The organism is Paracoccaceae bacterium Fryx2, from assembly GCA_032334235.1.
In the GTDB taxonomy this organism is placed as follows: domain Bacteria; phylum Pseudomonadota; class Alphaproteobacteria; order Rhodobacterales; family Rhodobacteraceae; genus JAVSGI01.
The window spans coordinates 1,593,284-1,614,112 of sequence record JAVSGI010000005.1 but is presented as its reverse complement, the minus strand read 5'-3'; the positions used below and the strand labels follow the sequence as shown (position 1 = coordinate 1,614,112).

23 protein-coding genes and 1 other RNA gene are annotated in these 20,829 nt (G+C 68.6%); 14 read left to right on the top strand and 10 right to left on the bottom strand.

The window, feature by feature from the left end:
* Positions 1 to 34 precede the first annotated feature (34 nt).
* On the top strand, positions 35 to 373 hold the full coding sequence (locus RNZ50_17040; protein ID MDT8856699.1) for a ferredoxin family protein: 339 nt from the start codon (positions 35 to 37) through the stop codon (positions 371 to 373).
* 288 nt (positions 374 to 661) lie between these two features.
* Positions 662 to 1,171, top strand: coding sequence for a CarD family transcriptional regulator (locus RNZ50_17035; GenBank protein ID MDT8856698.1), 510 nt, complete (start codon positions 662 to 664; stop codon positions 1,169 to 1,171).
* A gap of 123 nt (positions 1,172 to 1,294) precedes the next feature.
* Here RNZ50_17035 and RNZ50_17030 read toward each other — a convergent pair whose 3' ends face one another.
* Entirely contained in the window at positions 1,295 to 2,053 is a 759-nt protein-coding gene (locus RNZ50_17030) for an adenosylcobinamide-GDP ribazoletransferase (GenBank protein ID MDT8856697.1), read from the bottom strand.
* Between the two features lie 81 nt (positions 2,054 to 2,134).
* Here RNZ50_17030 and cobT point away from each other — a divergent pair, with 81 nt between their 5' ends.
* Complete coding sequence (cobT, locus tag RNZ50_17025) at positions 2,135 to 3,151, top strand: nicotinate-nucleotide--dimethylbenzimidazole phosphoribosyltransferase (GenBank protein ID MDT8856696.1); 1,017 nt, start codon at positions 2,135 to 2,137, stop codon at positions 3,149 to 3,151.
* Positions 3,152 to 3,190: 39 nt separating this feature from the next.
* Here cobT and RNZ50_17020 read toward each other — a convergent pair whose 3' ends face one another.
* Both RNZ50_17020 and RNZ50_17015 read right to left on the bottom strand, forming a co-directional pair.
* On the bottom strand, positions 3,191 to 4,111 hold the full coding sequence (locus RNZ50_17020) for a carbohydrate kinase (GenBank protein MDT8856695.1): 921 nt from the start codon (positions 4,109 to 4,111) through the stop codon (positions 3,191 to 3,193).
* Positions 4,112 to 4,163: 52 nt separating this feature from the next.
* A complete protein-coding gene (locus RNZ50_17015; GenBank protein ID MDT8856694.1) occupies positions 4,164 to 5,126 on the bottom strand; it encodes a phosphoribosylaminoimidazolesuccinocarboxamide synthase in 963 nt (320 codons plus the stop codon).
* Positions 5,127 to 5,527: 401 nt separating this feature from the next.
* On the opposite strand from RNZ50_17015, the gene RNZ50_17010 reads away from it, so the two are divergent.
* Entirely contained in the window at positions 5,528 to 6,397 is an 870-nt protein-coding gene (locus RNZ50_17010) for a DUF2189 domain-containing protein (GenBank protein ID MDT8856693.1), read from the top strand.
* 67 nt (positions 6,398 to 6,464) lie between these two features.
* Entirely contained in the window at positions 6,465 to 6,923 is a 459-nt protein-coding gene (locus tag RNZ50_17005) for a hypothetical protein (GenBank protein ID MDT8856692.1), read from the top strand.
* Here the strand turns inward: RNZ50_17005 and RNZ50_17000 are convergent.
* The 6 genes from RNZ50_17000 to RNZ50_16975 form a co-directional block, all read right to left on the bottom strand.
* Complete coding sequence (locus RNZ50_17000) at positions 6,920 to 8,035, bottom strand: primosomal protein N' (replication factor Y) - superfamily II helicase (protein ID MDT8856691.1); 1,116 nt, start codon at positions 8,033 to 8,035, stop codon at positions 6,920 to 6,922. The two genes, RNZ50_17005 and RNZ50_17000, sit on opposite strands and share 4 nt — an antisense overlap.
* A gap of 3 nt (positions 8,036 to 8,038) precedes the next feature.
* The gene (locus RNZ50_16995; protein MDT8856690.1) at positions 8,039 to 9,121 is read right to left on the bottom strand and encodes an SPFH domain-containing protein; all 1,083 of its coding nucleotides are present in this window, start codon (positions 9,119 to 9,121) and stop codon (positions 8,039 to 8,041) included.
* A 105-nt stretch (positions 9,122 to 9,226) separates the two neighbouring features.
* Positions 9,227 to 10,201 carry a DUF2927 domain-containing protein gene (locus tag RNZ50_16990; protein MDT8856689.1) on the bottom strand — a complete coding sequence of 325 codons (975 nt, stop codon included), beginning with the start codon at positions 10,199 to 10,201 and terminating at the stop codon, positions 9,227 to 9,229.
* A 15-nt stretch (positions 10,202 to 10,216) separates the two neighbouring features.
* On the bottom strand, positions 10,217 to 11,410 hold the full coding sequence (locus RNZ50_16985; GenBank protein ID MDT8856688.1) for a toxic anion resistance protein: 1,194 nt from the start codon (positions 11,408 to 11,410) through the stop codon (positions 10,217 to 10,219).
* A 196-nt stretch (positions 11,411 to 11,606) separates the two neighbouring features.
* Positions 11,607 to 12,482 (bottom strand): 5-bromo-4-chloroindolyl phosphate hydrolysis family protein, encoded by an 876-nt coding sequence (locus tag RNZ50_16980; GenBank protein MDT8856687.1) that lies wholly within the window; start codon positions 12,480 to 12,482, stop codon positions 11,607 to 11,609.
* A gap of 154 nt (positions 12,483 to 12,636) precedes the next feature.
* Positions 12,637 to 13,749, bottom strand: coding sequence for a pseudouridine synthase (locus RNZ50_16975; GenBank protein ID MDT8856686.1), 1,113 nt, complete (start codon positions 13,747 to 13,749; stop codon positions 12,637 to 12,639).
* A 145-nt stretch (positions 13,750 to 13,894) separates the two neighbouring features.
* On the opposite strand from RNZ50_16975, the gene RNZ50_16970 reads away from it, so the two are divergent.
* The gene (locus tag RNZ50_16970) at positions 13,895 to 14,365 is read left to right on the top strand and encodes a nucleoside deaminase (protein ID MDT8856685.1); all 471 of its coding nucleotides are present in this window, start codon (positions 13,895 to 13,897) and stop codon (positions 14,363 to 14,365) included.
* Between the two features lie 27 nt (positions 14,366 to 14,392).
* Here the strand turns inward: RNZ50_16970 and RNZ50_16965 are convergent, their stop codons facing one another.
* Positions 14,393 to 15,091: a metal-dependent hydrolase gene (locus RNZ50_16965; protein MDT8856684.1), complete on the bottom strand. Its 699-nt coding sequence runs from the start codon at positions 15,089 to 15,091 to the stop codon at positions 14,393 to 14,395.
* A gap of 56 nt (positions 15,092 to 15,147) precedes the next feature.
* Here RNZ50_16965 and RNZ50_16960 point away from each other — a divergent pair, with 56 nt between their 5' ends.
* The 8 genes from RNZ50_16960 to RNZ50_16925 all read left to right on the top strand — a co-directional run bounded on the left by RNZ50_16960 (position 15,148) and on the right by RNZ50_16925 (position 20,787).
* Positions 15,148 to 15,819 (top strand): ceramidase domain-containing protein, encoded by a 672-nt coding sequence (locus tag RNZ50_16960; GenBank protein MDT8856683.1) that lies wholly within the window; start codon positions 15,148 to 15,150, stop codon positions 15,817 to 15,819.
* Positions 15,820 to 15,852: 33 nt separating this feature from the next.
* A complete protein-coding gene (gatC, locus tag RNZ50_16955; GenBank protein ID MDT8856682.1) occupies positions 15,853 to 16,140 on the top strand; it encodes an Asp-tRNA(Asn)/Glu-tRNA(Gln) amidotransferase subunit GatC in 288 nt (95 codons plus the stop codon).
* A complete protein-coding gene (gene gatA / locus RNZ50_16950; protein MDT8856681.1) occupies positions 16,137 to 17,618 on the top strand; it encodes an Asp-tRNA(Asn)/Glu-tRNA(Gln) amidotransferase subunit GatA in 1,482 nt (493 codons plus the stop codon). The genes gatC and gatA overlap by 4 nt, the downstream gene beginning before the upstream one ends.
* A 32-nt stretch (positions 17,619 to 17,650) precedes the next feature.
* Positions 17,651 to 18,412 (top strand): hypothetical protein, encoded by a 762-nt coding sequence (locus RNZ50_16945; protein MDT8856680.1) that lies wholly within the window; start codon positions 17,651 to 17,653, stop codon positions 18,410 to 18,412.
* Positions 18,413 to 18,421: 9 nt separating this feature from the next.
* Positions 18,422 to 19,093 (top strand): N-acetylmuramoyl-L-alanine amidase, encoded by a 672-nt coding sequence (locus tag RNZ50_16940; protein ID MDT8856679.1) that lies wholly within the window; start codon positions 18,422 to 18,424, stop codon positions 19,091 to 19,093.
* Positions 19,094 to 19,105: 12 nt separating this feature from the next.
* Positions 19,106 to 19,526, top strand: an RNA gene (gene rnpB / locus RNZ50_16935) — RNase P RNA component class A.
* 276 nt (positions 19,527 to 19,802) lie between these two features.
* Positions 19,803 to 19,970, top strand: coding sequence for a 50S ribosomal protein L33 (gene rpmG / locus RNZ50_16930; protein ID MDT8856678.1), 168 nt, complete (start codon positions 19,803 to 19,805; stop codon positions 19,968 to 19,970).
* Between the two features lie 127 nt (positions 19,971 to 20,097).
* Entirely contained in the window at positions 20,098 to 20,787 is a 690-nt protein-coding gene (locus RNZ50_16925; protein MDT8856677.1) for a VIT family protein, read from the top strand.
* Positions 20,788 to 20,829: the final 42 nt, after the last annotated feature.

Genomic DNA, 20,829 nt, shown 5'->3' with positions numbered 1-20,829 from the left:
AGACCGCGGAAACGCCGAGGAGACGGGGATAGCCATGACCTATGTGGTGACCGACAACTGCATCGCCTGCAAATACACCGACTGCGTCGAGGTCTGTCCTGTGGACTGCTTCTACGAAGGCGAGAACATGCTGGTCATCCACCCGGATGAATGCATCGATTGCGGGGTCTGCGAACCGGAATGCCCGGCCGACGCGATTCGCCCCGACACCGAACCCGACATGGACGACTGGGTGACCTTCAACCGGAAATATTCCGAAATGTGGCCGGTCATCGTCACCCGCAAGGATCCGCTGGCCGAAGCCGAGGCCCGCGACGGCGAAACCGGCAAACTGGCGAAATACTTCTCCGAAACCCCCGGCGAGGGCGGCTGAGCCCTTCCGGATCGATTCGTCGCATTTTCGTGACGACCTGACCGGCTGCGACGGAATATCATCCCATTGTGTCGCTTCAGAGCCGCTTCCAGCCGTTGGCGCAGTTGGAATCGGGCCGTTTTTGTGCTATCGTTTCTTCACAAACAAGCATGGACGCCTGACTCCCTGCTCGGCGCTGCTCGCCTGAGGGGGTATTTCTGATGACAAACCATTCGCATCGCCGGGGCATTGCGCCGCCGACGGTGGTTTGCTGTCGGCAATAGGGTGACCCTTCGAGGAAACGACTGAATGACCAAGACCAGGAAGCCCGAGTTTCGTCCCAACGAGTTCGTCGTGTATCCGGCGCACGGCGTCGGCAAGATCATTTCCATCGAGGAGCAGGAGATTGCCGGCCTGCATCTGGAACTGTTCGTCATCTCGTTCGAAAAGGACAAGATGACGCTGCGCGTTCCGACCAACAAGGCGACCGAGATCGGCATGCGCTCGCTGTCCTCGCCCGATGTGGTGACCAAGGCGCTCGACACGCTGAAGGGCAAGGCCCGGGTAAAGCGCGCCATGTGGTCGCGCCGCGCGCAGGAATACGAACAGAAGATCAACTCCGGCGACCTGCTGTCGATCGCGGAAGTGGTGCGCGACCTCTACCGCACCGACGACCAGCGCGAACAGAGCTATTCCGAACGGCAGCTTTACGAAGCGGCCCTGGAACGCCTGACCCGCGAAGTCGCGGCCGTCAGCGGCGTCGACGAGGCCGGGGCGCAGAAGACGGTGGATTCCGTGCTGCTGTCGCGCGCAGCCTGAACCGATCCGACACGCCGGACTGAAAACCGCGGCTGCAAGGCTGCGGTTTTCTTCTGGCCCGATCTTTCTACGAAAGATCCGCTTCGCCGTGCCGCCGATTTTTCGTAGAAAAATCGCCTTCCGTCACAGCAGCGCCACCGCAACCGTCAGGGCAGCCAGTTCCGACACCTGCTGCGCCGCCCCCAGAATGTCCCCGGTCTGGCCGCCGATCTTGGCGCGGGCCACCAGCCCCAGCCCGAGGCAGACGGCGGCAATGCCGAGCGCCATCCCGAAGGCGGGCGTCCCCGCCAGCGCCAGCGCCAGACCCAGCGCGAGGCCAACCCCCAGCGCCGCAGTCCGCATGTCCGGCCGACCCATCGCATGTGACAGCCCCGCCCCCCTTGCATTGGGCATCACCGCCTGCATCACCGCCATCGGCGCCCGTGACAGCACCCCCGCCGCGATCAGCACCGGCCAGGCCCCGGCCTCCAGCAGCGCGGCCACCGCCACCCAGCGCGCCAGACCGCCCAGCACCAGCGCCATCACGGCGTAGCTGCCGACCGTGCTGCCCTTCATGATCGCCAGCCGCCGCTCCTTGTCCCAGCCGCCCCACAGCCCGTCGGCGGTGTCGGCAAGCCCGTCCTCGTGCATCGCCCCCGTCACCATCACCTGCGTGGCCAGCGCGAAGGCGGCCGCCAGCCCCGCGGGCAGCCCGGCGGCCAGTGCCAGCACCGCAACCCCCGCCGCGAGCGACCCGACCGCCAGCCCCGCCAGCGGCCAGGCCCAGGCGGCGGCGGGGCCGCGCGGGGCGGGCAGGGTGCCGGGCAGCGGCAGGCGGGTCAGCAGGCCAAGGGCTGACAGCATGTCGCCCAGCAGCGTCGCAAGCCGGTCATTTTGGCGCATCATGGTGTCCTTTCGGCGCTGGTCCCCCGTGGCCTTTGGCATTACCCAAGGCGGACCACAGGTTCAATGAAGGAAGATGCGATGACGGTGCCATTCTCAGATCTGGCCGGTTTCCGGGCGCTGCTGCGCGACATGCCCTGCACGGATGCCGCGGCAACCGAAGCGGCGCGGGCGCGCAATGGCCAACTGACCAAGCCGCCGGGGGCGCTGGGGCGGCTGGAGGATCTGGCGATCTGGTATGCGGGCTGGCGCGGCGAGGCCCGGCCCCGGCTGGAACACCCGCAGGTGCTGGTGTTCGCGGGCAATCACGGCGTCACCGCGCGCGGCATTTCGGCCTTTCCGGCCGAGGTCACGGTGCAGATGGTGGCGAACTTCCGGGCCGGCGGGGCGGCGATCAATCAGCTTTCCAAGGCGTTCGGCGCGCGGATGGACGTGCACGAACTCGACCTCGACCGCCCGACCGCCGATTTCACCACCGGCCCGGCGATGACCGAGGCCGAGGTGGTGGCAGCCCTTGCCTGCGGCTGGGCGGCGGTCGATCCGTCCGCCGACCTGCTGGTGACCGGCGAGATGGGCATCGGCAACACCACCGTCGCCGCGGCGCTGGCGGCCGCACTGTTCGGCGGCCCGGCGACTGATTGGGTCGGGCGCGGCTCGGGCGTCGATGACGCGGGTGTGGCGCTGAAGGCGCAGGTGGTGACCGAGGGGCTGGCGCAGCACAAGGCGGTGCTGGGCGACCCGCTGGAGGTGCTGCGCTGCCTTGGCGGGCGCGAGATTGCCGCGATGGCCGGGGCGATGGCGCGGGCGCGGGCCGAGCGGATTCCCGTGATCCTCGACGGGTTCATCTGCTGTGCGGCGGCGGCGGTGCTCGAACAGGCGGCGCCGGGCGTGCTCGATCACGCGGTGGCGGGCCACGTCAGCGCCGAGGGCGCCCATGCCACGATGCTGGCCCGGCTTGGCAAGCAGCCGCTGCTGAGCCTTGGCCTGCGGCTGGGCGAAGGCTCGGGTGCGGCGCTGGCGATCGGGGTGATGATCGGCGCGGTGGCCTGCCATTCCGGCATGTCGACCTTTGCCGAGGCCGGCGTGGCGACCGGCTGAACCCCGGCGCGGCGGCCGCCTTCCCGGCCGCCGCGCAACTCAAAGCTCGGAAGCCCAGGGCGGGTTGGCCCCGGCGCGGCTGACGGTGATGCCGGCGGCACGGGCGCCAAGGCTCAGCGCGGCGTCGAGCGTGGCGTCGGGCAGGGCCGCCAGCGCGGCTTTCGACAGGGCCCCGGCGGCGTGCAGCGCGGCCAACGCGCCCGCGTTGAAGGTGTCGCCCGCGCCGACGGTATCGGCAACGGTGACTTTCGTCGCGGCGACAAAGCGGTTCTGCGTGGCGGTGACGGCGCGGGCACCGGCGGCGCCTTCGGTGATGAACACGACCTTCGGGCCGCGCGAAAGGATGCCGCGGGCAAGGTCGGCCACGTCGCCCTCGCCTTCCAGCCAGCGCAGGTCTTCGTCGGAAAGCTTCACGATGTCGGCGCGGGCGATCATCCGGCCGATCCGGGCGCGGTAGGCGGGCGCGTCGGTGATGAAGCCGGGGCGGATGTTGGGGTCGATCATGGTGACGCGGGTCGGCGCCGCGCGCGCCTGCAGCGCCTCGTAGCTGGCGGCGGCGGGGTCGTTGACAAGGCTGATGCCGCCGAAGAACAGGGTGCCGATGCTGCCCGGCAGGGCGGGAAGCTCTGCCTCTGACAGCAGCCGCCCGGCGGTGTTCTCGTCATAGAAGGCATAGGTGGCCTGACCGTTCACCAGCGTGACGAAGGCCAGCGTGGTCGGGCGGGCCGAGCGGGCACAAAGCGCGGTATCGACGTTCGAGGCCGCCAGCGTCTGTTCCAGCATCTCGCCGAACAGGTCGTTCGACAGCCCGGTGAAGAAGCCCGAAGGCGCGCCAAGACGGCCAAGCGCGATGGCCGTGTTGAACACCGCGCCGCCCGGGTAGGGGGCAAAGGCGGGTTCGCCTTGGGCGCTTTCCCGTGGCAGCATGTCGATCAGGGCTTCGCCGCAGCAGAGGATCATCGGGGCATCCTGTCAGGGTGGGCCGGGTTCGGGTGCGGGCGGGGCCGCGCATTCATCCCGCGGTGAAGAAGGGTGCCAGATTGGCGCGGATACGGTCGAGCGGGGTCGCGCCCGCGGTGTCGGGCATGAAGGGCTGGCCGGTGATGGCCTCGAAGGCGTCGATATAGACCTGCGACGTGGCCTCGATCATATCGGGCGGAATCTCGGGGATCGGGTCGTGGTAGGGGTCGCAGCGGGCGGCGACCCAGGAGCGGATCACGTCCTTGTCGAAGCTGGGCGGGCGGGTGCCCTCGCGGAACGCCTGATCGTAGCCCGAGGCGAGCCAGTAGCGGCTGGAATCGGGGGTGTGAATCTCGTCGGCCAGCAGGATGTTGCCCGCGGCGTCGGTGCCGAATTCGTATTTGGTGTCGACGAGGATCAGCCCGCGGTCCGCCGCCATCTGCCGGCCGCGGGCGAAGAGGGCGAGGGCCTTTGCCGAAACCTCGTCCCATTGCGCGGCGGTGAGCAGGCCCTGACCAACGATTTCGGCGGCGGTCAACGGCTCGTCGTGGCCGCCGTCGAAGGCTTTCGAGGTCGGGGTGATGATCGGCTGCGGCAGGGGGGCGTTGTCGGCCAGCCCGTCGGGCAGGGTGTGGCCATACATCTGGCGCTGCCCCTGCTTGTAGAGGGTCAGGATCGAGGTGCCGGTCGTGCCCGCAAGATAGCCGCGCACCACGATTTCCACCGGCAGGATCGTCAGGCGGCGGCCGATCACCACGTTCGGGTCGGGGTAGGACAGGACGTGGTTCGGGCAGATGTCGGCGGTGTGGTCGAACCAGAAGCGGGCGGTCTGGGTCAGCACCTGTCCCTTGAACGGGATCGCGGCGAGGATGCGGTCGAAGGCCGAGATCCGGTCGGAGGAGATCAGGATCCGCCGCCCGTCGGGCAGGTCGTAGCAGTCGCGGACCTTGCCGAAGTAGGGGTTCGGAAGTTCGGGGATACGGGCGTGATCGAGGACTCGGGTCAGGTCGGTCATTGGGACTCCGGCGATTTCCCGCTTTGTCGGGCGGGGGGGGAGAGGAGTCAACCGCGAGGTTTGGGGTCGGCCGCGGTTTCACGCGTGAAAATCCCGGCAAGATGCTGTTTTGAATAGATATTGCAGATTCTGTAAAGGTTCTGGAAAGGGTTCGGGTCGGCGGACGGGGGCGCCCGGTTCGGGCAGCGGCGGGGGCGTGAGCGGCGGATCAGCCGGGAGTTGAAAATCCTCATGAAAGACTCGGCATTTCCTGCTATCCTAGCCGCTTGAGGCCCGGCCCGGCACCGCGGGATTGCGCCGGGATATGCGCCATGACCTGCACCGCAGGGGCGTGCCTGCGGAAGATGCGGTCGCGCGACAAGGATCGTTGCGGCCATCCCTGACCCGAAGGAGGTTCGACAATGCCCAGACCCATCGGAAATCCGCTGTCGTGGTCGGCCGGGGCCGTCGGGGCGGCGTTGGGCCATCTGGCCGCGGCAGGCGAAACGGTGGCGTCCGGGCGCGGCGCCGGGCGGCCGCAGGTCCGGCGGATCACGCTGGACGACCTGCGCGCGGCGCTGCGGGCCGGGGTGGACGATCTGGCGGCGTTCCGCACCGATGTGGTGTTTGCCTGCCTGCTTTACCCGCTGATCGGCATCTGTCTGGCGGTGGTGGCGGTGCAGGGCCACGCGCAGCTGGTGTTTCCGATCCTGTCGGGCTTTGCGCTGGTCGGGCCGGTGGCGGCGGTGGGGCTTTACGAGCTGAGCCGCAGGCGCGAGCTGGGGCTGGAGGCGAGCTGGCTGGCCTTTGCCGACGTGTTCGGCGCGCCCCGGTTCGGGGCGATCGTGGTGCTGGCGCTGTTCCATCTGGCGATCTTTGCGGCGTGGATCATGGCGGCCAACCTGATCTTCAAGGCGACGCTGGGCAGCGGGGCACCCGATGCCTCGGCCGGGCTGTGGCAGGGTGGCTTTTTTCAGGACGTGCTGACGACGCCGACCGGCTGGGTGATGACCGGGGTCGGCATGGCGGTGGGCTTCTGCTTTGCGCTGGGCGTGCTGGCGATCAGCATCGTGTCGTTTCCGCTGCTGCTGGACCGCGACGTGGGCGTGGTGCAGGCGGTGCAGACCTCGGTGCGCGTGACGCTGCTGAACCCGGTGCCGGTGGCGGTCTGGGGGCTGATCGTGGCGCTGGCGCTGGCGGTGGGGTCGTTGCCCGCGCTGCTGGGGCTGGTGCTGGTGATGCCGGTGCTGGGGCACGCGACCTGGCACCTGTATCGCGCGGCGGTGGTGTGACGGGGGAATGGCGCAAGGGCGGCCGTGCCTGCACGGCAAGGGTTAACCCGCAAACGGGAGGAGATTGATGCCTGTGCAGTTTCCAAGCTTTTCCGGCGACGGCGACAGCCGCTCGGTGCTGGCGACCTTCGTGCTGACGGTGCGCGATTTTCTGGAGGAGATCGTCAGAAGCGGCACCGACTATTTCGGCGGCCAGCTGTTCGACCGCGATCTGCACGACGAGATGGAAAGGCCGTTTTTCGAGATCTACCCCGAGTTCGAACGTGCTGCGCGGGCTGTCGCCGGGCTTGAAGCGGCTGCCATCGCGGCGCACGGGCTTTCCGGCGAACAGTTGCGGTTCAAGTTCTCGGTGATCGGGCATCACAACGACCGGTTTCGCGCCATCGGGGGCGTGACGCTGTTCCGTAAGCTGATCGACGCCCTGGACGTGCTGCTGCAAAGCCTGCTGTCCGCGCTGGTGCCAGCCGGGATCGGCACGGGAATCGCGGAAATCAAGGATTACATCGGCCTGAGCACGACCGACTAACCGCCGGCCCCCTGACCCATCTGGTAGATCGCGGCGGCCGCACCGGCCAGAACAAGCGCCAGAACCACCGCGAAGGCGATCTTCCAGGCCGACCACGGGCGTTCGCCCTGCACCTTGCCGGTCTGGCCGTTGACCACGAAGCGGAAGGTCTTGCCGTTGTATTTGTACGCCGCCATCCAGATCGGCAGCAGGATGTGCTTGAAGGTTTCGGCCGAATAGTCGGTATCGACGTGATCGACGCGCTGTTCGTCGCCGCCGATGTCGCGCCGCACGTCGCCCTGGATCACCCCCGCCATGATCTGCCGCCCGAGGTCGCGCCCTTCGGCAAGGCCGATGGTGTAGCCTTCGGCGGTGAACCCGGCAAGGTAGTCGGGGCGGTAGGCGGTCAGTTGGCGCAGATCCCACGGCTCCAGCGCCTCGGTGTAGGCGCGGGGCAGGGACTGGCTGGCCAGCACCAGCACGTCGTCGAAGGCGCGGCTGACCCAGCCCGAGGCCGAGGACCATCGGGTGTGGCGCACCCGTTCCTGCCGCCGTTCGTTCTTGCCGTTGACCCTGACCGTGACGGTGCGGGTTTCGTAGTAGTAGGTGCCGCGCTGGCCCTTGTAGCGGCTGCGGGTGGCGGCGTCGAAGGTCCAGTAGGGGACGTAGAGGCCATTCAGCGCGCGGCCCTTGCGGGCATATTCCTGCAACCCGTTGGGCGCGAACCACAACCGGCCCAGCCATTGCACCATGGCGCGCCGGGCCGAGGGTTCATCAAGCTGGAACGGCACCAGCGCCTGCGGCTTGATCTGCCGGTTGGTGCCGGTGCCGACCACGACCGGGGTGGCGCAGAACGGGCATTGCGTGGCGTGGGTGGCGCCGCGAAACTCGACCAGCGCGCCGCAGGACAGGCAGGGGGTGGTGCGGACCTCCTCCATCTCGCGGGGGGGCAGGTCGTCGGCCAGCGCGCGGTTCAGGTCAAGCTCTCCCAGCGCCTTGGGGCGGGCATCGGGGGCGTCGGGGATCGCCTGGACATGGCCGCAATGGTCGCAGCGCAGTTCAGTCTGGCCCGGGGCAAAGCGCAGGTCGGCCCCGCAGCTTTCGCAGGGCCAGTGGTGTTCGTCGAGCGGCAAGGGTCAGACTCCCGGCGGGGGCGGGGGCGGCACCATGGCGAGGAGGCGCGCAAGGTCGGTGTCTGCGGCGGGTTTCCAGCCGTCCTGCCCGGCGGTCCAGACCTGGGTGGCACGGGTCAGCGTGCCGGCCGTCACCATCTGCGCCAGATCGGATTCGGCCAGCGGGCCTTTGGTCGCGCCGTTTTCGGCGATGTGCCAGGCGCGGGCGGCGGGGGGCGGCGGCGGCGGGGCTGCGCCCCAGGGGCCGGGCTGCATCTGGTTGGCCATGTTCATGCCCATGGCAGCCCCCATGCCGGCCGTCATCGCCGCCCCGGCGCCCGAGGCCGGGTTGCCCATCGCCTCGGCGGCGGAATACTGCATGTACTTGTTCAGGTCGCCCGCGATGCCGACCGAGGTGCGCTTGTCGAGCGCCTTTTCAACCTCGGCGGGCAGCGAGATGTTCTCGATGTAAAGCTCGGGCAGGGCCAGGCCGTATTCCGCTATCTTCGGCGCGATGGCGGTTGCCACCAGCTTGCCCAGATCGGCGGTGTTGGCCGCCATGTCGAGCACCGGGATGCCCGAGCTTGCCAGCACCCGGCTCATTTCCTGCATCACGATGTTGCGGATCTGGAAGCTGATCTCGTCGGCGGTGAATTCGCCGTCGGTGCCGACGATTTCGGTCATGAACTTTCCGGGATCGGTGACGCGCATCGAATAGCTGCCGAAGGCGCGCAGGCGCACCGGGCCGAATTCGGGGTCGCGGCACATGATCGGATTCTTGGTGCCCCATTTCAGGTCGTTGAAGCGGGTGGTGTTGACGAAATACACCTCGGACTTGAAGGGCGACCGGAAGCCGTGGTCCCAGTGCTGCAGGGTCGTCATGATCGGCAGGTTGTTGGTTTCCAGCATGTAGAGGCCGGGGCCGAACACGTCGGCAAGCTGGCCTTCATGGATGAACACCGCCGACTGGCCTTCGCGGACCGTCAGCTTGGCGCCATACTTGATCGCGTTGCCGTGGCGTTCGAACCGCCACACCATCGTGTCGCGCGTGTCGTCGAGCCAGGCGATGACATCGACGAATTCACCTTTGAGGAAATCGAAAACCATGGTGCTGCCTGCTTTCTTCAAGGGTCCGCTGCGGGGGCGCGGGGAAGGGGGTTGCCGCGCCAGCATATCGCCGCCGCGGGTCGATTGCAGCCCCCTTGATGGCGGTCAGCTGCCGCCGCCGACCAGTCCGGCTGCCATCGCGGCGATGATCGGGCGGGCCTCTGACACCGTCATGCCGGGGCGCAGGCGGCGGTCGTAGAGCATCCGCAGCATCAGTTCGTCCTGGCCGGTCAGCAGGGCGAACTCCTCGTCGTCGTTGAAGATCGAGGGGCGGGCGGCGGGGCTGTCGTTGGCGAGGCCGAGGCCTTGGGCGATTTCCTCGTGGATGCACGACAGGCGCATCAGGTCGGAATGTTCGGCCCGGATCAGCGCGAAGGCGCGCGTGTATTCGCTGCCGCTGTGGTTCGACATGGCATAGACGAGGCAGTAGGTCGAGCGCGGCATCTGGGTGATGCCCGCGATGTCGCTTGGGTTCAGGCCGGGCAGCGTGGCATCGACCACCGGGCCGAGCGCGCGGCGTTCATCCTCGTTCACGATATGGACAAAGAAGTTCGGCGCCGAATCGGCAAGCCCGATGCGGTGGCCGGTGATCGCCGCCAGACGGTCGAGGTAGGAGCCGATCCGCGCCCGGTCGGTCGCGCGGCGGTCGGGCGGGACCGAGTCGCCGAACACCACCTGGACGCGCACCGGCACGGTCCAGCGGCGAAGGCGGCTTTCGGTCTCGCGCTGCACCAGACCGCCGGCGCCACGCTGATATTCATCGAACAGTGCGATGCGGATGAAGTTTTCGGCCAGCATCCGGTCGGTGAAGGGGGTGTCGGGGCCGCCGCCGTCGGTGCGCAGCAGGCCCTGGGCCAGCAGATCGGCCTGCACCTTGGCGTAATAGACCTGCATCGCTGCCGATTCCGGCGATACCGGCGCCACGACCGGCTCGGCCGGGCGGGCCCGCGGCATGGAAATGCCGGGGGCCGCGACCGGCAGCGCCGCATCGCAGGCCGCCAGTCCCGCAAGGGCCAGCGCGGCTATCGCCCCTTTGGTGAACCCGGTCAGGGCGGGGATCCGGCGCGGTCTTGCGGGCATGTTCGGCGAGGCTCCTCAGGCTCTCGGGACGGAAGTGCCGGCGGTGTCGCCCAGCCCCGTCGCACGCGAGCGGGCCGAAGCCAGCGTGTCGCGCAGTTCGGATTCCATCTTCTTCAGGTCGATTTCGGCGGCGGCGCGCTTGACCTTGCCTTCGTCGGCAATGGCCAGGCTTTCGTTGATCGTGGCGATCAGGGTGGCGTTGGCCTTCTTGACCGCCTCGATGTCGAACACGCCGCGTTCCATTTCCTGCCGCACGACGCGGTTGGTCTGTTGCAGGTTTTCGGCGTTGGCGGTCAGCAGTTCGTTGGTCAGGTCATTGGCGGCGCGGATCGATTCGGCCGCCTCGCGCGAGCGCTGGATGGTGACCGACTGCGCAAGCTGGGTTTCCCACAGCGGCACGGTGTTCATCAGGGTGGAGTTGATCTTGGTGACAAGGCTCTTGTCGTTTTCCTGCACCAGCCGGATCGAGGGCAGCGACTGCATGGTGACCTGCCGGGTCAGTTTCAGGTCATGCACCCGGCGTTCGAGGTCGTCGCGCGCGGCGCGCAGGTCGCGCAGTTCCTGCGCCTTCATCACCTGATCGGATTCGGCGGCGGCGGCCACCGCCGCCTCGCGGGCCGGAATGTCATGCGCGTCGATGTCGGCCAGCTTCGCCTCGCCCGCCGCGATGTAAAGCGCCAGCTCGTTGTAGAAGTCGAGCGTGCGGGCATAGAGGATGTCGAGCGACTTGATGTCCTTCAACAGCTTGTGTTCATGCGTCAGCAGGTTTTCGGTGATCTTGTCGATCTGGCCCTGCACCGTTTCGAAACGGGCAACAAAGTTGGCGAAGGGGGCAGAGCGGCCCATCAGCCGTTCCCACCAGCTTGCCTTGCGGCGCACGTCAAGCTCGGAAACCGAGAAGCCGCGGATCGTGGTCACGATGTCGCGCAGGCTGTCGCCCGCGGGGCCCACATCCTTGTTCTTCACGTCGGCCAGCATTTCCTGGCTGATCACCTGCAGTTCGGCCTGCGCGGCGGATCCGAAGCTGATGATCGACTGGGTGTTGCCCATGTCAAGCTCGGCCATCCGCTTGCGGATCGCCTCGGCCTGCGGCGCGGGGGCGGCAGCCAGCGGCACGATCTCGCGGCCCGGTTCGGGCAGCACGACGGCGGTTACCTTTTCGACTTCGGCCAGGGCCAGGGCGGCCTCGCTGCGGATGGAGTTGGTCATGATGCCTCGCTTATTACTTTGGGGCCGGGCCTTGCGGGGCCGGGCGACGGCGCAATTCCGTGTTCTCTATACGCAGGCCGGGACTGTTTCTCAATCTGCGTTGCGGGGGCGGAGGAGAAGGTTGCTGCGTTGCGGCTGGTTTTGTTGCGCTGCAGCGCGGCGACAGGCTGGTTTCCGCCGGGGGCTGGGGTTCGGGTCACGACCCCCGTTGCAGCCTTTCGCGCAGAACCTCGATTTCGACATCGAGGTTGGTCCGGTCGTTCGACAGCAGGGCGGTGGTACGGGCGGCAAAGTTGGTTTCCAGGTCGGTCAGCAGCGCGTCGTATTTGGCGCGCACCAGCGGGTCGCGGTGCCGGGGGTAGAGGTCGGCGAACTTCACCGTCGCGTCGCGCGCGCCCATCAGGTAGACGCCCAGATACTTGCGCGCCGCCGTCAGGTCGCCGGGGTCGCCCTCGACGCTGCGGAACAGGGTGCGGGCGGTGGCGGCGAAGCGGTCGACCCGCGCCTCCATCTGGCGGTCGCCCGCGCGCAGGATCGCAGCCCTCATCGCTGTCAGGTGCTTTTCGGCCTCGTCAACCGCGCGGGCGACGCGGTCGGTCTGGAAGGTGTCGATGCCCTCCATGCCCTTGTCGCGCAGCGGGTCGGGACCAAAGGCGAAAAGATGCAGCGCGGCGCCGATCAGGCCGAACAGCAGGGGAAAGACGATGCCCTGCCCCGCCATCAGGCCACCCGCGACCAGCCCCGCGCCCATCAGCACCGAGCCTGCGATCTTGCGCGGAAAGGCCGGGCGGCGGGCGACGCGGCGGGCCTCCCACGCCTCTTGCGCAAGGATGCCCTCGCGCGTCAGCCAGGCGGCAAGGATCATCAGCCCGGCGGCGGCCAGGCCCAGCACCAGCCCGGCCGGGTCTGACCGGAAGGCGCTGAACAGGAAGACGAACGGCACGAAGAACAGCAGGTTGGAGCGCAGGCCCGCCGCCGAGCGGCGCTTGCCGGTGAAGGCGCCGGGCGCCGGGCCGCCGGGTTGCGGGGACTTGCCGTCGCGGCTGTATTTGCCGCCGAAACGCTGTGCCATCACGCCCCCCCGAGGGTGGCGACATACAGGATCAGGCCGATCAGCAGCGCGTAGGCGAGTTTCTGGAGGCCGGTTCCGGACATGCATCCCCCTTGGGTGGCAAGGCTTTGTGCAACGAATATAGGCGAGGCGCGGGGCAGTTGCCAGTGGCGGCTCAGCGTTTCGCCGGGCCGCGCGGGGGCCCCTTGGGGGCAGGTTTGCGGGGGGCGGCCCCGGAGCGGGATTTGGGGCCGCGCTGCGGTTTCGCCGGGTCTTCGGCCGGAAGCGCCGTGCGGGGGGTGGCCGGGCCGCGCGGGGTGCGGGTTTGCGGCTTGGGTGTGGCGGCGGCGGCGCGTTCGGCGGGGCCCGCGGCGCGCGTGGGGCGGCCGGTGGGTTTGGCCTTGGGCAGCAGGCGCGGCTTGGTGCCGCCGGGCCGGGCGGGCCTGGCTTCGGCGTCGCCGCCGCCGGGTTTGGGGCGCAGGCGCGGCTTGGCACCCTTGATCTCTGGCGCGTCATCTTCGGTCGGGTCGTAGCCCAGCTGGTCGCGCAGCACCTTGCCGCGCACCTCTGCCACGTCGCCGGGCTCCATGTCGCCCAGACGGAACGGGCCGTAGCTGACCCGGATCAGCCGGTTGACCGTCAGGTTCAGCGCGAACATGGCGCGGCGGATCTCGCGGTTCTTGCCCTCGCGCAGGCCGATGGTCAGCCACGCGTTTGCGCCCTGTATGCGGTCGATGATGGCGATCATCGGCTGGAACCGCTCGCCTTCGACCGTGATGCCGGTGCGCAGCGGTTCGAGGTCGGCATCGGTCGGGTTGCCCTTGATCCGCACCCGGTACTTGCGCAGCCAGCCGGTGGCGGGCAGTTCCAGCCGCCGCTTCAGCTCGCCGTCGTTGGTCAGGAGCAGCAGCCCTTCGGAGTTGAGGTCGAGCCGCCCGATCGACATGACACGCGGCATGTCCTCGGGCAGGCGCTCGAACACCGTGGCGCGGCCCTTTTCGTCGGAGGCCGACGTCACCAGCCCCTCGGGCTTGTAATAGAGCCAGAGGCGCGCGGGTTCGGGGGCGGCGACCGGCTTGCCCTCGACGGTGATGCGGTCCTGCGGCGTCACGTTCAGCGCCGGGCTGTCGATGACGCGCCCGTTGACCGCGACCTGGCCCAGCTCGATCATCCGTTCGGCCTCGCGGCGCGAGGCGATGCCCGCACGCGACAGCACCTTGGCGATGCGTTCGCCTGCCGGGGCTTTGGGCGGTGCGGGGGGCGGTGCGGGTTTTGCGGGGTCGGTCATATGGGGGGCCCTTTGCTGGAACTGGCGTTCCGCAGCGGCGGAGGCCGCCGGGGGCTTTGCGCCCCCGGACCCCCGCAGGGTATTTGACCCAAGAAGAAGGAGCAAGGCGGCTTGAACTGCCGGGCCAGGCGCGGCATCACGGGGCATGAGCCCGTTTCGCAGCCATATGGAGATTGCCTTGCAGGAGGCCCGCGCGGCAGCCTCGCGCGGCGAGGTGCCGGTGGGGGCGGTGGTGGTCTCGGCCGGCGGTGCGGTGGTGGCGCGGGCGGGCAACCGGACGCGGGAGCTGTGCGACCCCTCGGCTCATGCCGAAATGCTGGCGATAAGGGCGGCCTGTGCCGCGCTGGGGCAGGAGCGGCTGACGGGCCATGATCTTTACGTCACGCTGGAGCCCTGCCCGATGTGCGCCGGGGCGATTTCGGCGGCACGGATCGCGCGGCTCTACTATGGCGCGGCCGACCCCAAGTCGGGCGGGGTGGCGCAGGGGGCGCGGGTGTTCACGCATCAGCAATGCCACCATGTGCCCGAGGTCTATGACGGCATCGCGGCGGCGGAGGCGGCGGCGCTGCTGACCGGGTTTTTCGCGGGGCGGCGGCCGGGGGGGGATTTTTCGTAGAAAAATCGCGCGGCGCCCCGGCGGATGTCAGAATGTGATCGGTTCCAGCACCTGCGGCTCGATCACCGCGACGCCCGGCGGCAGGCCGGCGCGCAGGGCGTCGGCGTTCTGTTCCAGCGCCGGGAAGGTGCGGTAGTGGCAGGGGATCACGGTCTTGAAATTGAAATACTTGCGCGATGCGAAGGCGGCGCGCTTCATGTCCATCGTGTAGAGGCCGCCCGCCGACAGGATGCCGATGTCGGGGGCGTGCAGCTCGCCCATCCAGCCCATGTCGGCCATGATGTCGGTATCGCCCGAGACATAGACCGTGTGCCCTTCGCCCGCGATCATGTAGCCCGCCTCGTGCCCGGCATAGACCGGCGCGCCATCCGGCCCCGCGACCGAGGAGGAATGGCTGGCGTTGACCAGCGTCACCTTCGCCCCGCCGAGATCGAGCGTGCCGCCCTTGTTGTAGCCGGTGCCCGCGATGCCTTCGCGCCCGGTCCACCAGCTGACCAGATCGTAGGTGCCGATCAGGGGGATCGCCTTCTCCTTGCAGATCGACAGTGCGTCGGCGGAATGGTCACCGTGGCCGTGGGTCAGCAGGACGTGGGTCGCGCCTTCGGTCGCTTCGGCGCGGCGGGTTTCGGGGAACATCGGGTTGCCGGTCAGCCAGGGGTCGATCAGCAGCACGGCGGATTCGATCTCGATGCGGAAGCCGGAATGGCCGAGCCAGGTGATGTTCATGTGCAATTCCTTGGTTGCGATCCAAATCCAGTCTAGCGTGATCGGGGGGGAAAGAAATGGGCTGGTTCGAGCCGGTGGATGCCTATTGCGAGCGGCTGGGGCCGGACTACTGGGCCGAGCCGCTGAATGCGCTGACCAATCTGGCTTTTGTCGTGGCGGCGCTGGTGGTCTGGCCCCGGGTGCGGGGGGTGCCGCTGGCGCGGGCGCTGGCCATCGTGCTGGGGGCGATCGGGGTCGGGTCGTGGCTGTTCCACACCCATGCCAACCGGCTGACCGGGCTGATGGACGTGCTGCCGATCCTGGGGTTCATCCTGCTTTATGTCTATGCCGCGAGCCGCGACATGCTGGGGTTGAAGGGCTGGCAGGCGGGGCTGGCGGTGCTCGCGTTCTTTCCCTATGCCGCGCTGACGGTGCCGCTTTGGGGGATGGTGCCCGGCCTCGGGTCGTCGGCGGGCTATGCGCCGGTGCCGGTGCTGATTCTGGCCTATGCGTGGCTGCTGCGGCGGCGGGCGCCCGAAACGGCGCGGGGGCTGGCGGCAGGGGCCTTGGTGCTGGTGGCTTCGCTGACCTTCCGCACGCTGGACGGGCCGCTGTGCGGGGTGATCCCGATGGGAACGCATTTCCTGTGGCACCTGCTGAATGCGGTGATGCTGGGCTGGATGATCGAGGTCTACCGGCGGCATCGCCACGCCACCACCCGTCTTGCAGCGGGGGGCACGCCCGGCTAAACCACGCCAAACGGGTAAGCGGAGCATTGCGCCATGTCCATCGACATCGAAACCGCGCGGCGTGTGGCCAAGCTGGCGCGCATCCGCGTCGAGGAGGCCGACCTGCCCGCGCTGGCGGGTGAGCTGTCGGGCATCCTGACCTTCATGGAACAGTTGAACGAGGTTGACGTGACCGGCATCGAGCCGATGACCAGCGTTACCCCGATGCGGCTGAAACGGCGGGCGGATGTGGTGACGGATGGCGGCATCCAGAGCCAGATCCTCGCCAATGCCCCAGATGCGCGGGAAGGCTTCTTTGCGGTGCCGAAGGTGGTGGAATGACACATCCGAACGAACTGACCGTCGCCGCCGCGCGCGACGCGCTGCGCAAGGGCGAGTTGAGCGCGGTCGATCTGACCATGGCCTGCCTGACCGCGATGGATGCGGGCGACGGGCTGGGGGCCTTTGTCCACAAGACGCCGGAACTGGCGCTGGATCAGGCGCGGGCGGCGGATGCGCGCCTGAAGGTCGGCGATGCGCCGGGGATCTGCGGCATTCCGCTGGGGATCAAGGATCTGTTCTGCACCAGGGGCGTTGCCTCGCAGGCCGGGTCGAACATCCTCAAGGGGTTCAAGCCGGAATACGAATCGACCGTGACGGCGCAGCTGTTCGATGCCGGGGCGGTGATGCTGGGCAAGCTGAACATGGACGAGTTTGCCATGGGGTCGAGCAACGAGACCTCGTGCTATGGCCCGGTGGTCAACCCGTGGAAGGTCGATGACCGCAACCTGACGCCCGGCGGATCGTCGGGCGGGTCGGCGGCGGCGGTGGCGGCGGACCTCTGTCTGGCGGCGCTGGGCACCGATACGGGCGGCTCGATCCGCCAGCCTGCGGCGTTTACCGGGATCGTGGGAATCAAGCCGACCTACGGGCGAGTCAGCCGTTGGGGCATCGTGGCGTTTGCATCGAGCCTTGATCAGGCGGGGCCGATGACCCGGACGGTGCGTGACGCCGCGATCCTGCTGGGGGCGATGGCTGGGCATGACCCGAAAGACAGCACCAGCGCCGATCTGGCGGTGCCCGACTTCGAGGCGGCGCTGACCGGCGACATCCGGGGCAAAAAGATCGGCATCCCGCGCGAATACCGCATGGACGGGATGCCCGCCGAGATCGAGAAGCTCTGGGCCGACGGCACGGCGATGCTGAAGGATGCCGGGGCCGAAATCGTCGACATCAGCCTGCCGCACACCAAATACGCGCTGCCCGCCTATTACGTCATCGCGCCGGCCGAGGCGTCGAGCAACCTCGCGCGCTATGACGGGGTGCGCTATGGCCACCGCGCGAAGCTGGCGCAGGGCGACGGCATCACCGAGATGTACGAGAAGACCCGCGCCGAAGGCTTCGGCAAGGAAGTGCAGCGCCGCGTGATGATCGGCACCTATGTGCTGTCGGCGGGCTTCTACGACGCCTATTACAACCGCGCCCGCAAGGTGCGCGCCCTGATCAAGCGCGACTTCGAGCTGGCCTTCGCCGCCGGGGTCGATGCCATCCTTACCCCCGCCACGCCGTCGAGCGCCTTCGGGCTGGGCGAGATGGCCAATGCCGACCCGGTCGAGATGTATCTGAACGACGTGTTCACCGTCACGGTGAACCTCGCTGGGCTGCCCGGCATCGCGGTGCCGGTCGGGCTGGATGCCAAAGGTCTGCCGCTTGGGCTGCAACTGATCGGGCGCCCGTGGGAAGAGGCTGACCTGCTCAATCACGCCTATGTGCTGGAAGCGGCGGCGGGCTTTGTGGCAAAGCCCGAAAAATGGTGGTAGGCCCGGGCATGATGTTTTCCGGATACCTGCCCATGCGCCCAACTGCCCTGCTCCTCGTTGCTCTCGGCCTTGCCGCCTGTGCCCCCGCCGTGCCCGACAGCGGCGTCGGCTTTCAGGATTACCCGAGCTACCTGCGCGACCGCGAGGCGGCGCTGACCAACGGCACGCCGCCACCCGCGGCGCCGGGGGCCATGGCGACGCCCGCCCCGGTGTTCTCGACCGAACGGCTGGGGGCGGCGATCGACGCGGCCGAGGCGGGCGTGCCTGCGGCCCAGCCCTTCCCCGCCCAGCCTTCGCTTGCACAACCCTATCCCGCCCAGCAGCCCCCGCTTGATGGCTCCGCGCGGCCGCGTGGCAATGCGCCTGCGGGCATCAAGGTGGAATCGGGCGAGATGCTGAACCGCTCTGGTGGCATTTCCGACGAGAACGATTTCTCGGCGGTCGCGGCGCGCGAAACCATCGAAAGCGATGCCGAACGGATCGCCCGCAACCGGGCGCAGTATCAGGTGGTGACCCCGACGGCCGTGCCCGAACGCAGCGGATCTGCCGGGCCGAACATCGTGCAGTTTGCCCTGTCGACCACCCATGCGCCGGGAACGCCGGTTTACAAGCGGTCTTCGTTGCGGGTCTCGAACCCGGCCGCGGCTTGCGCGCGCTACAATTCGCCCGACCTCGCGCAGGAAGCGTTCCTGGAGGACGGCGGGCCGGAAAGGGACCGCAAGGGCCTTGACCCCGATGGCGACGGCTTCGCCTGTTCGTGGGACCCGCGCCCGTTCCGCACCGCCCTGAAGTAACCGGGCGCCATGCGGATCACGCCGCACCCCTCGCCCAACTGCGGTCCGCGGCGGGGGAGCGTTAAGCCCGACCTGATCGTGCTGCATTACACCGCAATGGCAACGGCCGCAGCCGCCTGTGACAGGCTGTGCGACCCCGAGGCCCAGGTTTCGGCGCATTACCTGATAGCCGAGTCTGGCGCCGTGCTGGAATTGGTGCCCGAAGACCTGCGCGCATGGCATGCCGGGGTGGGGGCCTGGGGGGCGGTGACCGAGGTGAACTCGCGCTCGATCGGGATCGAACTCGCCAACACCGGCAGCCACCCTTTCCCCGAGCCGCAGATGCGCGCGCTGGAATCGCTGCTGTCCGACATCATGACGCGCCGCGTGATTGCGCCCGAACGGGTGATCGCCCATTCCGACATGGCGCCGGGGCGCAAATCCGACCCCGGGCCGCGCTTCGACTGGCGCAGGCTGGCGCTGGCAGGGCTGTCGGTCTGGCCCGACACCGGCCCGCCCGGCGATTTCGCTGCCGCCGCCCGCGCCTTCGGCTACCCCGACGTGGCCCCCGACCTGCTGCTGGCCGCCTTCCGGCTGCGCTTCCGCCCCTGGGCGCGGGGGGCACTGGATGCCACCGACGCAAGCCTGGCCGCCGACCTCGCCCGGCGCTTTCCCGTTGACGGAAGCGGAGCCGCAGCGTAAGCCCGCCTTCGCGCGGATGGCCGGATGACCGCGTGTGCCCGGCAACGGGCATGCGAGGAAAGTCCGGGCTCCATGAGGCAGGGGTGCCGGGTAACGCCCGGCCGGGGCAACCCGAGGGAAAGCGCCACAGAGAAGAGACAGCCCTATCGGCCCGGCAACGGGTCCGGGGTGATGGTGAAACGGTGGGGCAAGAGCCCACCGCAGGACTGGCAACAGGACTGGCATGGCAAGCCCCACCCGGAGCAATGCCGAATAGGGGCCCCGCGTGGAAAGGTCCGCGGCCGAAGGGCCGGGGATACCGCCACAGGGACGGCTCAGCCCAGGGGCCCGGGTTGGCAGCTAGATCCCGCCGGTAACGGCGGGGGCAGAGGAATGGTCATCGAAGGGGCGCCACGCCCCCGAACAGAACCCGGCTTACAGGCCATCCGCGCACGCCTTTTGCCGCATTACCCGGCCCTGCCGGTTTCCGCCTTCGGCGAGGGTATTTGGACCAAGAAGAAACGGGAAGCGCAGAGTCCTGCTGGATTCTTCTTGGTCCAAATACCCTCGCCGAAGGCACATCGCGCGCAGCGCTGAAAGGCTTGCGCCGCAGGCGCGCAATCTGGTTGATGCTGACGTTTCGCGGTTGACTCGGCCCGCCCCATCGGTAAAAGGCAGGCTTCAAGGATTTCACGGGCGGCGCTCTGCCCGGCTGCAGGAGACGACGACCATGGCGAAACCGGCGACGATCAAGATCCGTCTGAACTCGACGGCGGGGACCGGGCACTTCTACGTGACCGAGAAGAACGCCCGCACGATGACCGAAAAGATGGTGGTGCGGAAGTACGACCCGGTCAAGCGCGAGCATGTCGAATACAAGGAAGGCAAGATCAAGTAGGATCTGCCGGAAATACGACCTCGACAGGCCGTGCCCATGGGTGCGGCCTTTGTCATTCCGGGCGCGCGTTCAGCCTGGTGTCAGGTCGGGCTGGTTGCCTGTGGCGTTCACAACCGCGAGGCAGGCCATGCAGAGACCCGAACTTCATTTCATTGATCGCGTCACCTGGTTGCGCGCGGCGGTGCTGGGGGCCAATGACGGCATCGTGTCGACGGCAAGCCTGATCGTCGGGGTGGCCGCGGCGGCCACCGGGCGGTCGGAGATCCTGGTGGCGGGGGCGGCCGGACTGGCGGCGGGGGCCTTGTCGATGGCCGCCGGGGAATATGTCTCGGTGTCGTCGCAGGCCGATACCGAGGCCAGCGACCTTGCGCGCGAGCGGGGCGAGCTTGCCACCCTGCCTGCGGGCGAACTGGCGGAACTGACCGCCATTTACGAAAGCCGGGGTGTGGACCCCGCCTTGGCGCGTCAGGTCGCGGCGCAGCTGACCGCGCATGATGCGCTTGGCGCACATGCCCGCGACGAGTTGGGGATCAGCGAAGCCACGGCGGCACGGCCGCTGCTGGCGGCGGTGGCCTCGGCTGCGGCCTTTGCGCTGGGTGCGGCCCTGCCGCTGGGGGCGGCAGTGCTTGCCCCCGAGCCGCAGTTGGTGGTCGGGGTCACGACGCTGTCGCTGGGGGCCCTGGCCGTGCTGGGTGCGCTTGGGGCGCGGGCGGGCGGCGCGCCGATCGGGCGGGGGGTTCTGCGGGTCACCTTCTGGGGGGCCATTGCCATGGCCGTCACGGCGCTGGTCGGCAGCCTGTTCGGCGCCGTGGTGTGACCGGCCTTCGGTCCCGCGCCCGGTGGACGGCGCCTTGCCATG

Bases quoted from the DNA above. Each gene is read 5' to 3' on its own strand.
- RNZ50_17040 (MDT8856699.1), top strand. From the start codon at position 35: ATGACCTATGTGGTGACCGACAACTGCATCGCCTGCAAATACACCGAC.
- RNZ50_17035 (MDT8856698.1), top strand. From the start codon at position 662: ATGACCAAGACCAGGAAGCCCGAGTTTCGTCCCAACGAGTTCGTCGTG.
- RNZ50_17030 (MDT8856697.1), bottom strand. From the start codon at position 2,053: ATGCGCCAAAATGACCGGCTTGCGACGCTGCTGGGCGACATGCTGTCA.
- cobT (MDT8856696.1), top strand. From the start codon at position 2,135: ATGACGGTGCCATTCTCAGATCTGGCCGGTTTCCGGGCGCTGCTGCGC.
- RNZ50_17020 (MDT8856695.1), bottom strand. From the start codon at position 4,111: ATGATCCTCTGCTGCGGCGAAGCCCTGATCGACATGCTGCCACGGGAA.
- RNZ50_17015 (MDT8856694.1), bottom strand. From the start codon at position 5,126: ATGACCGACCTGACCCGAGTCCTCGATCACGCCCGTATCCCCGAACTT.
- RNZ50_17010 (MDT8856693.1), top strand. From the start codon at position 5,528: ATGCCCAGACCCATCGGAAATCCGCTGTCGTGGTCGGCCGGGGCCGTC.
- RNZ50_17005 (MDT8856692.1), top strand. From the start codon at position 6,465: ATGCCTGTGCAGTTTCCAAGCTTTTCCGGCGACGGCGACAGCCGCTCG.
- RNZ50_16995 (MDT8856690.1), bottom strand. From the start codon at position 9,121: ATGGTTTTCGATTTCCTCAAAGGTGAATTCGTCGATGTCATCGCCTGG.
- RNZ50_16990 (MDT8856689.1), bottom strand. From the start codon at position 10,201: ATGCCCGCAAGACCGCGCCGGATCCCCGCCCTGACCGGGTTCACCAAA.
- RNZ50_16985 (MDT8856688.1), bottom strand. From the start codon at position 11,410: ATGACCAACTCCATCCGCAGCGAGGCCGCCCTGGCCCTGGCCGAAGTC.
- RNZ50_16980 (MDT8856687.1), bottom strand. From the start codon at position 12,482: ATGGCACAGCGTTTCGGCGGCAAATACAGCCGCGACGGCAAGTCCCCG.
- RNZ50_16975 (MDT8856686.1), bottom strand. From the start codon at position 13,749: ATGACCGACCCCGCAAAACCCGCACCGCCCCCCGCACCGCCCAAAGCC.
- RNZ50_16970 (MDT8856685.1), top strand. From the start codon at position 13,895: ATGAGCCCGTTTCGCAGCCATATGGAGATTGCCTTGCAGGAGGCCCGC.
- RNZ50_16965 (MDT8856684.1), bottom strand. From the start codon at position 15,091: ATGAACATCACCTGGCTCGGCCATTCCGGCTTCCGCATCGAGATCGAA.
- RNZ50_16960 (MDT8856683.1), top strand. From the start codon at position 15,148: ATGGGCTGGTTCGAGCCGGTGGATGCCTATTGCGAGCGGCTGGGGCCG.
- gatC (MDT8856682.1), top strand. From the start codon at position 15,853: ATGTCCATCGACATCGAAACCGCGCGGCGTGTGGCCAAGCTGGCGCGC.
- gatA (MDT8856681.1), top strand. From the start codon at position 16,137: ATGACACATCCGAACGAACTGACCGTCGCCGCCGCGCGCGACGCGCTG.
- RNZ50_16945 (MDT8856680.1), top strand. From the start codon at position 17,651: ATGCGCCCAACTGCCCTGCTCCTCGTTGCTCTCGGCCTTGCCGCCTGT.
- RNZ50_16940 (MDT8856679.1), top strand. From the start codon at position 18,422: ATGCGGATCACGCCGCACCCCTCGCCCAACTGCGGTCCGCGGCGGGGG.
- rpmG (MDT8856678.1), top strand. From the start codon at position 19,803: ATGGCGAAACCGGCGACGATCAAGATCCGTCTGAACTCGACGGCGGGG.
- RNZ50_16925 (MDT8856677.1), top strand. From the start codon at position 20,098: ATGCAGAGACCCGAACTTCATTTCATTGATCGCGTCACCTGGTTGCGC.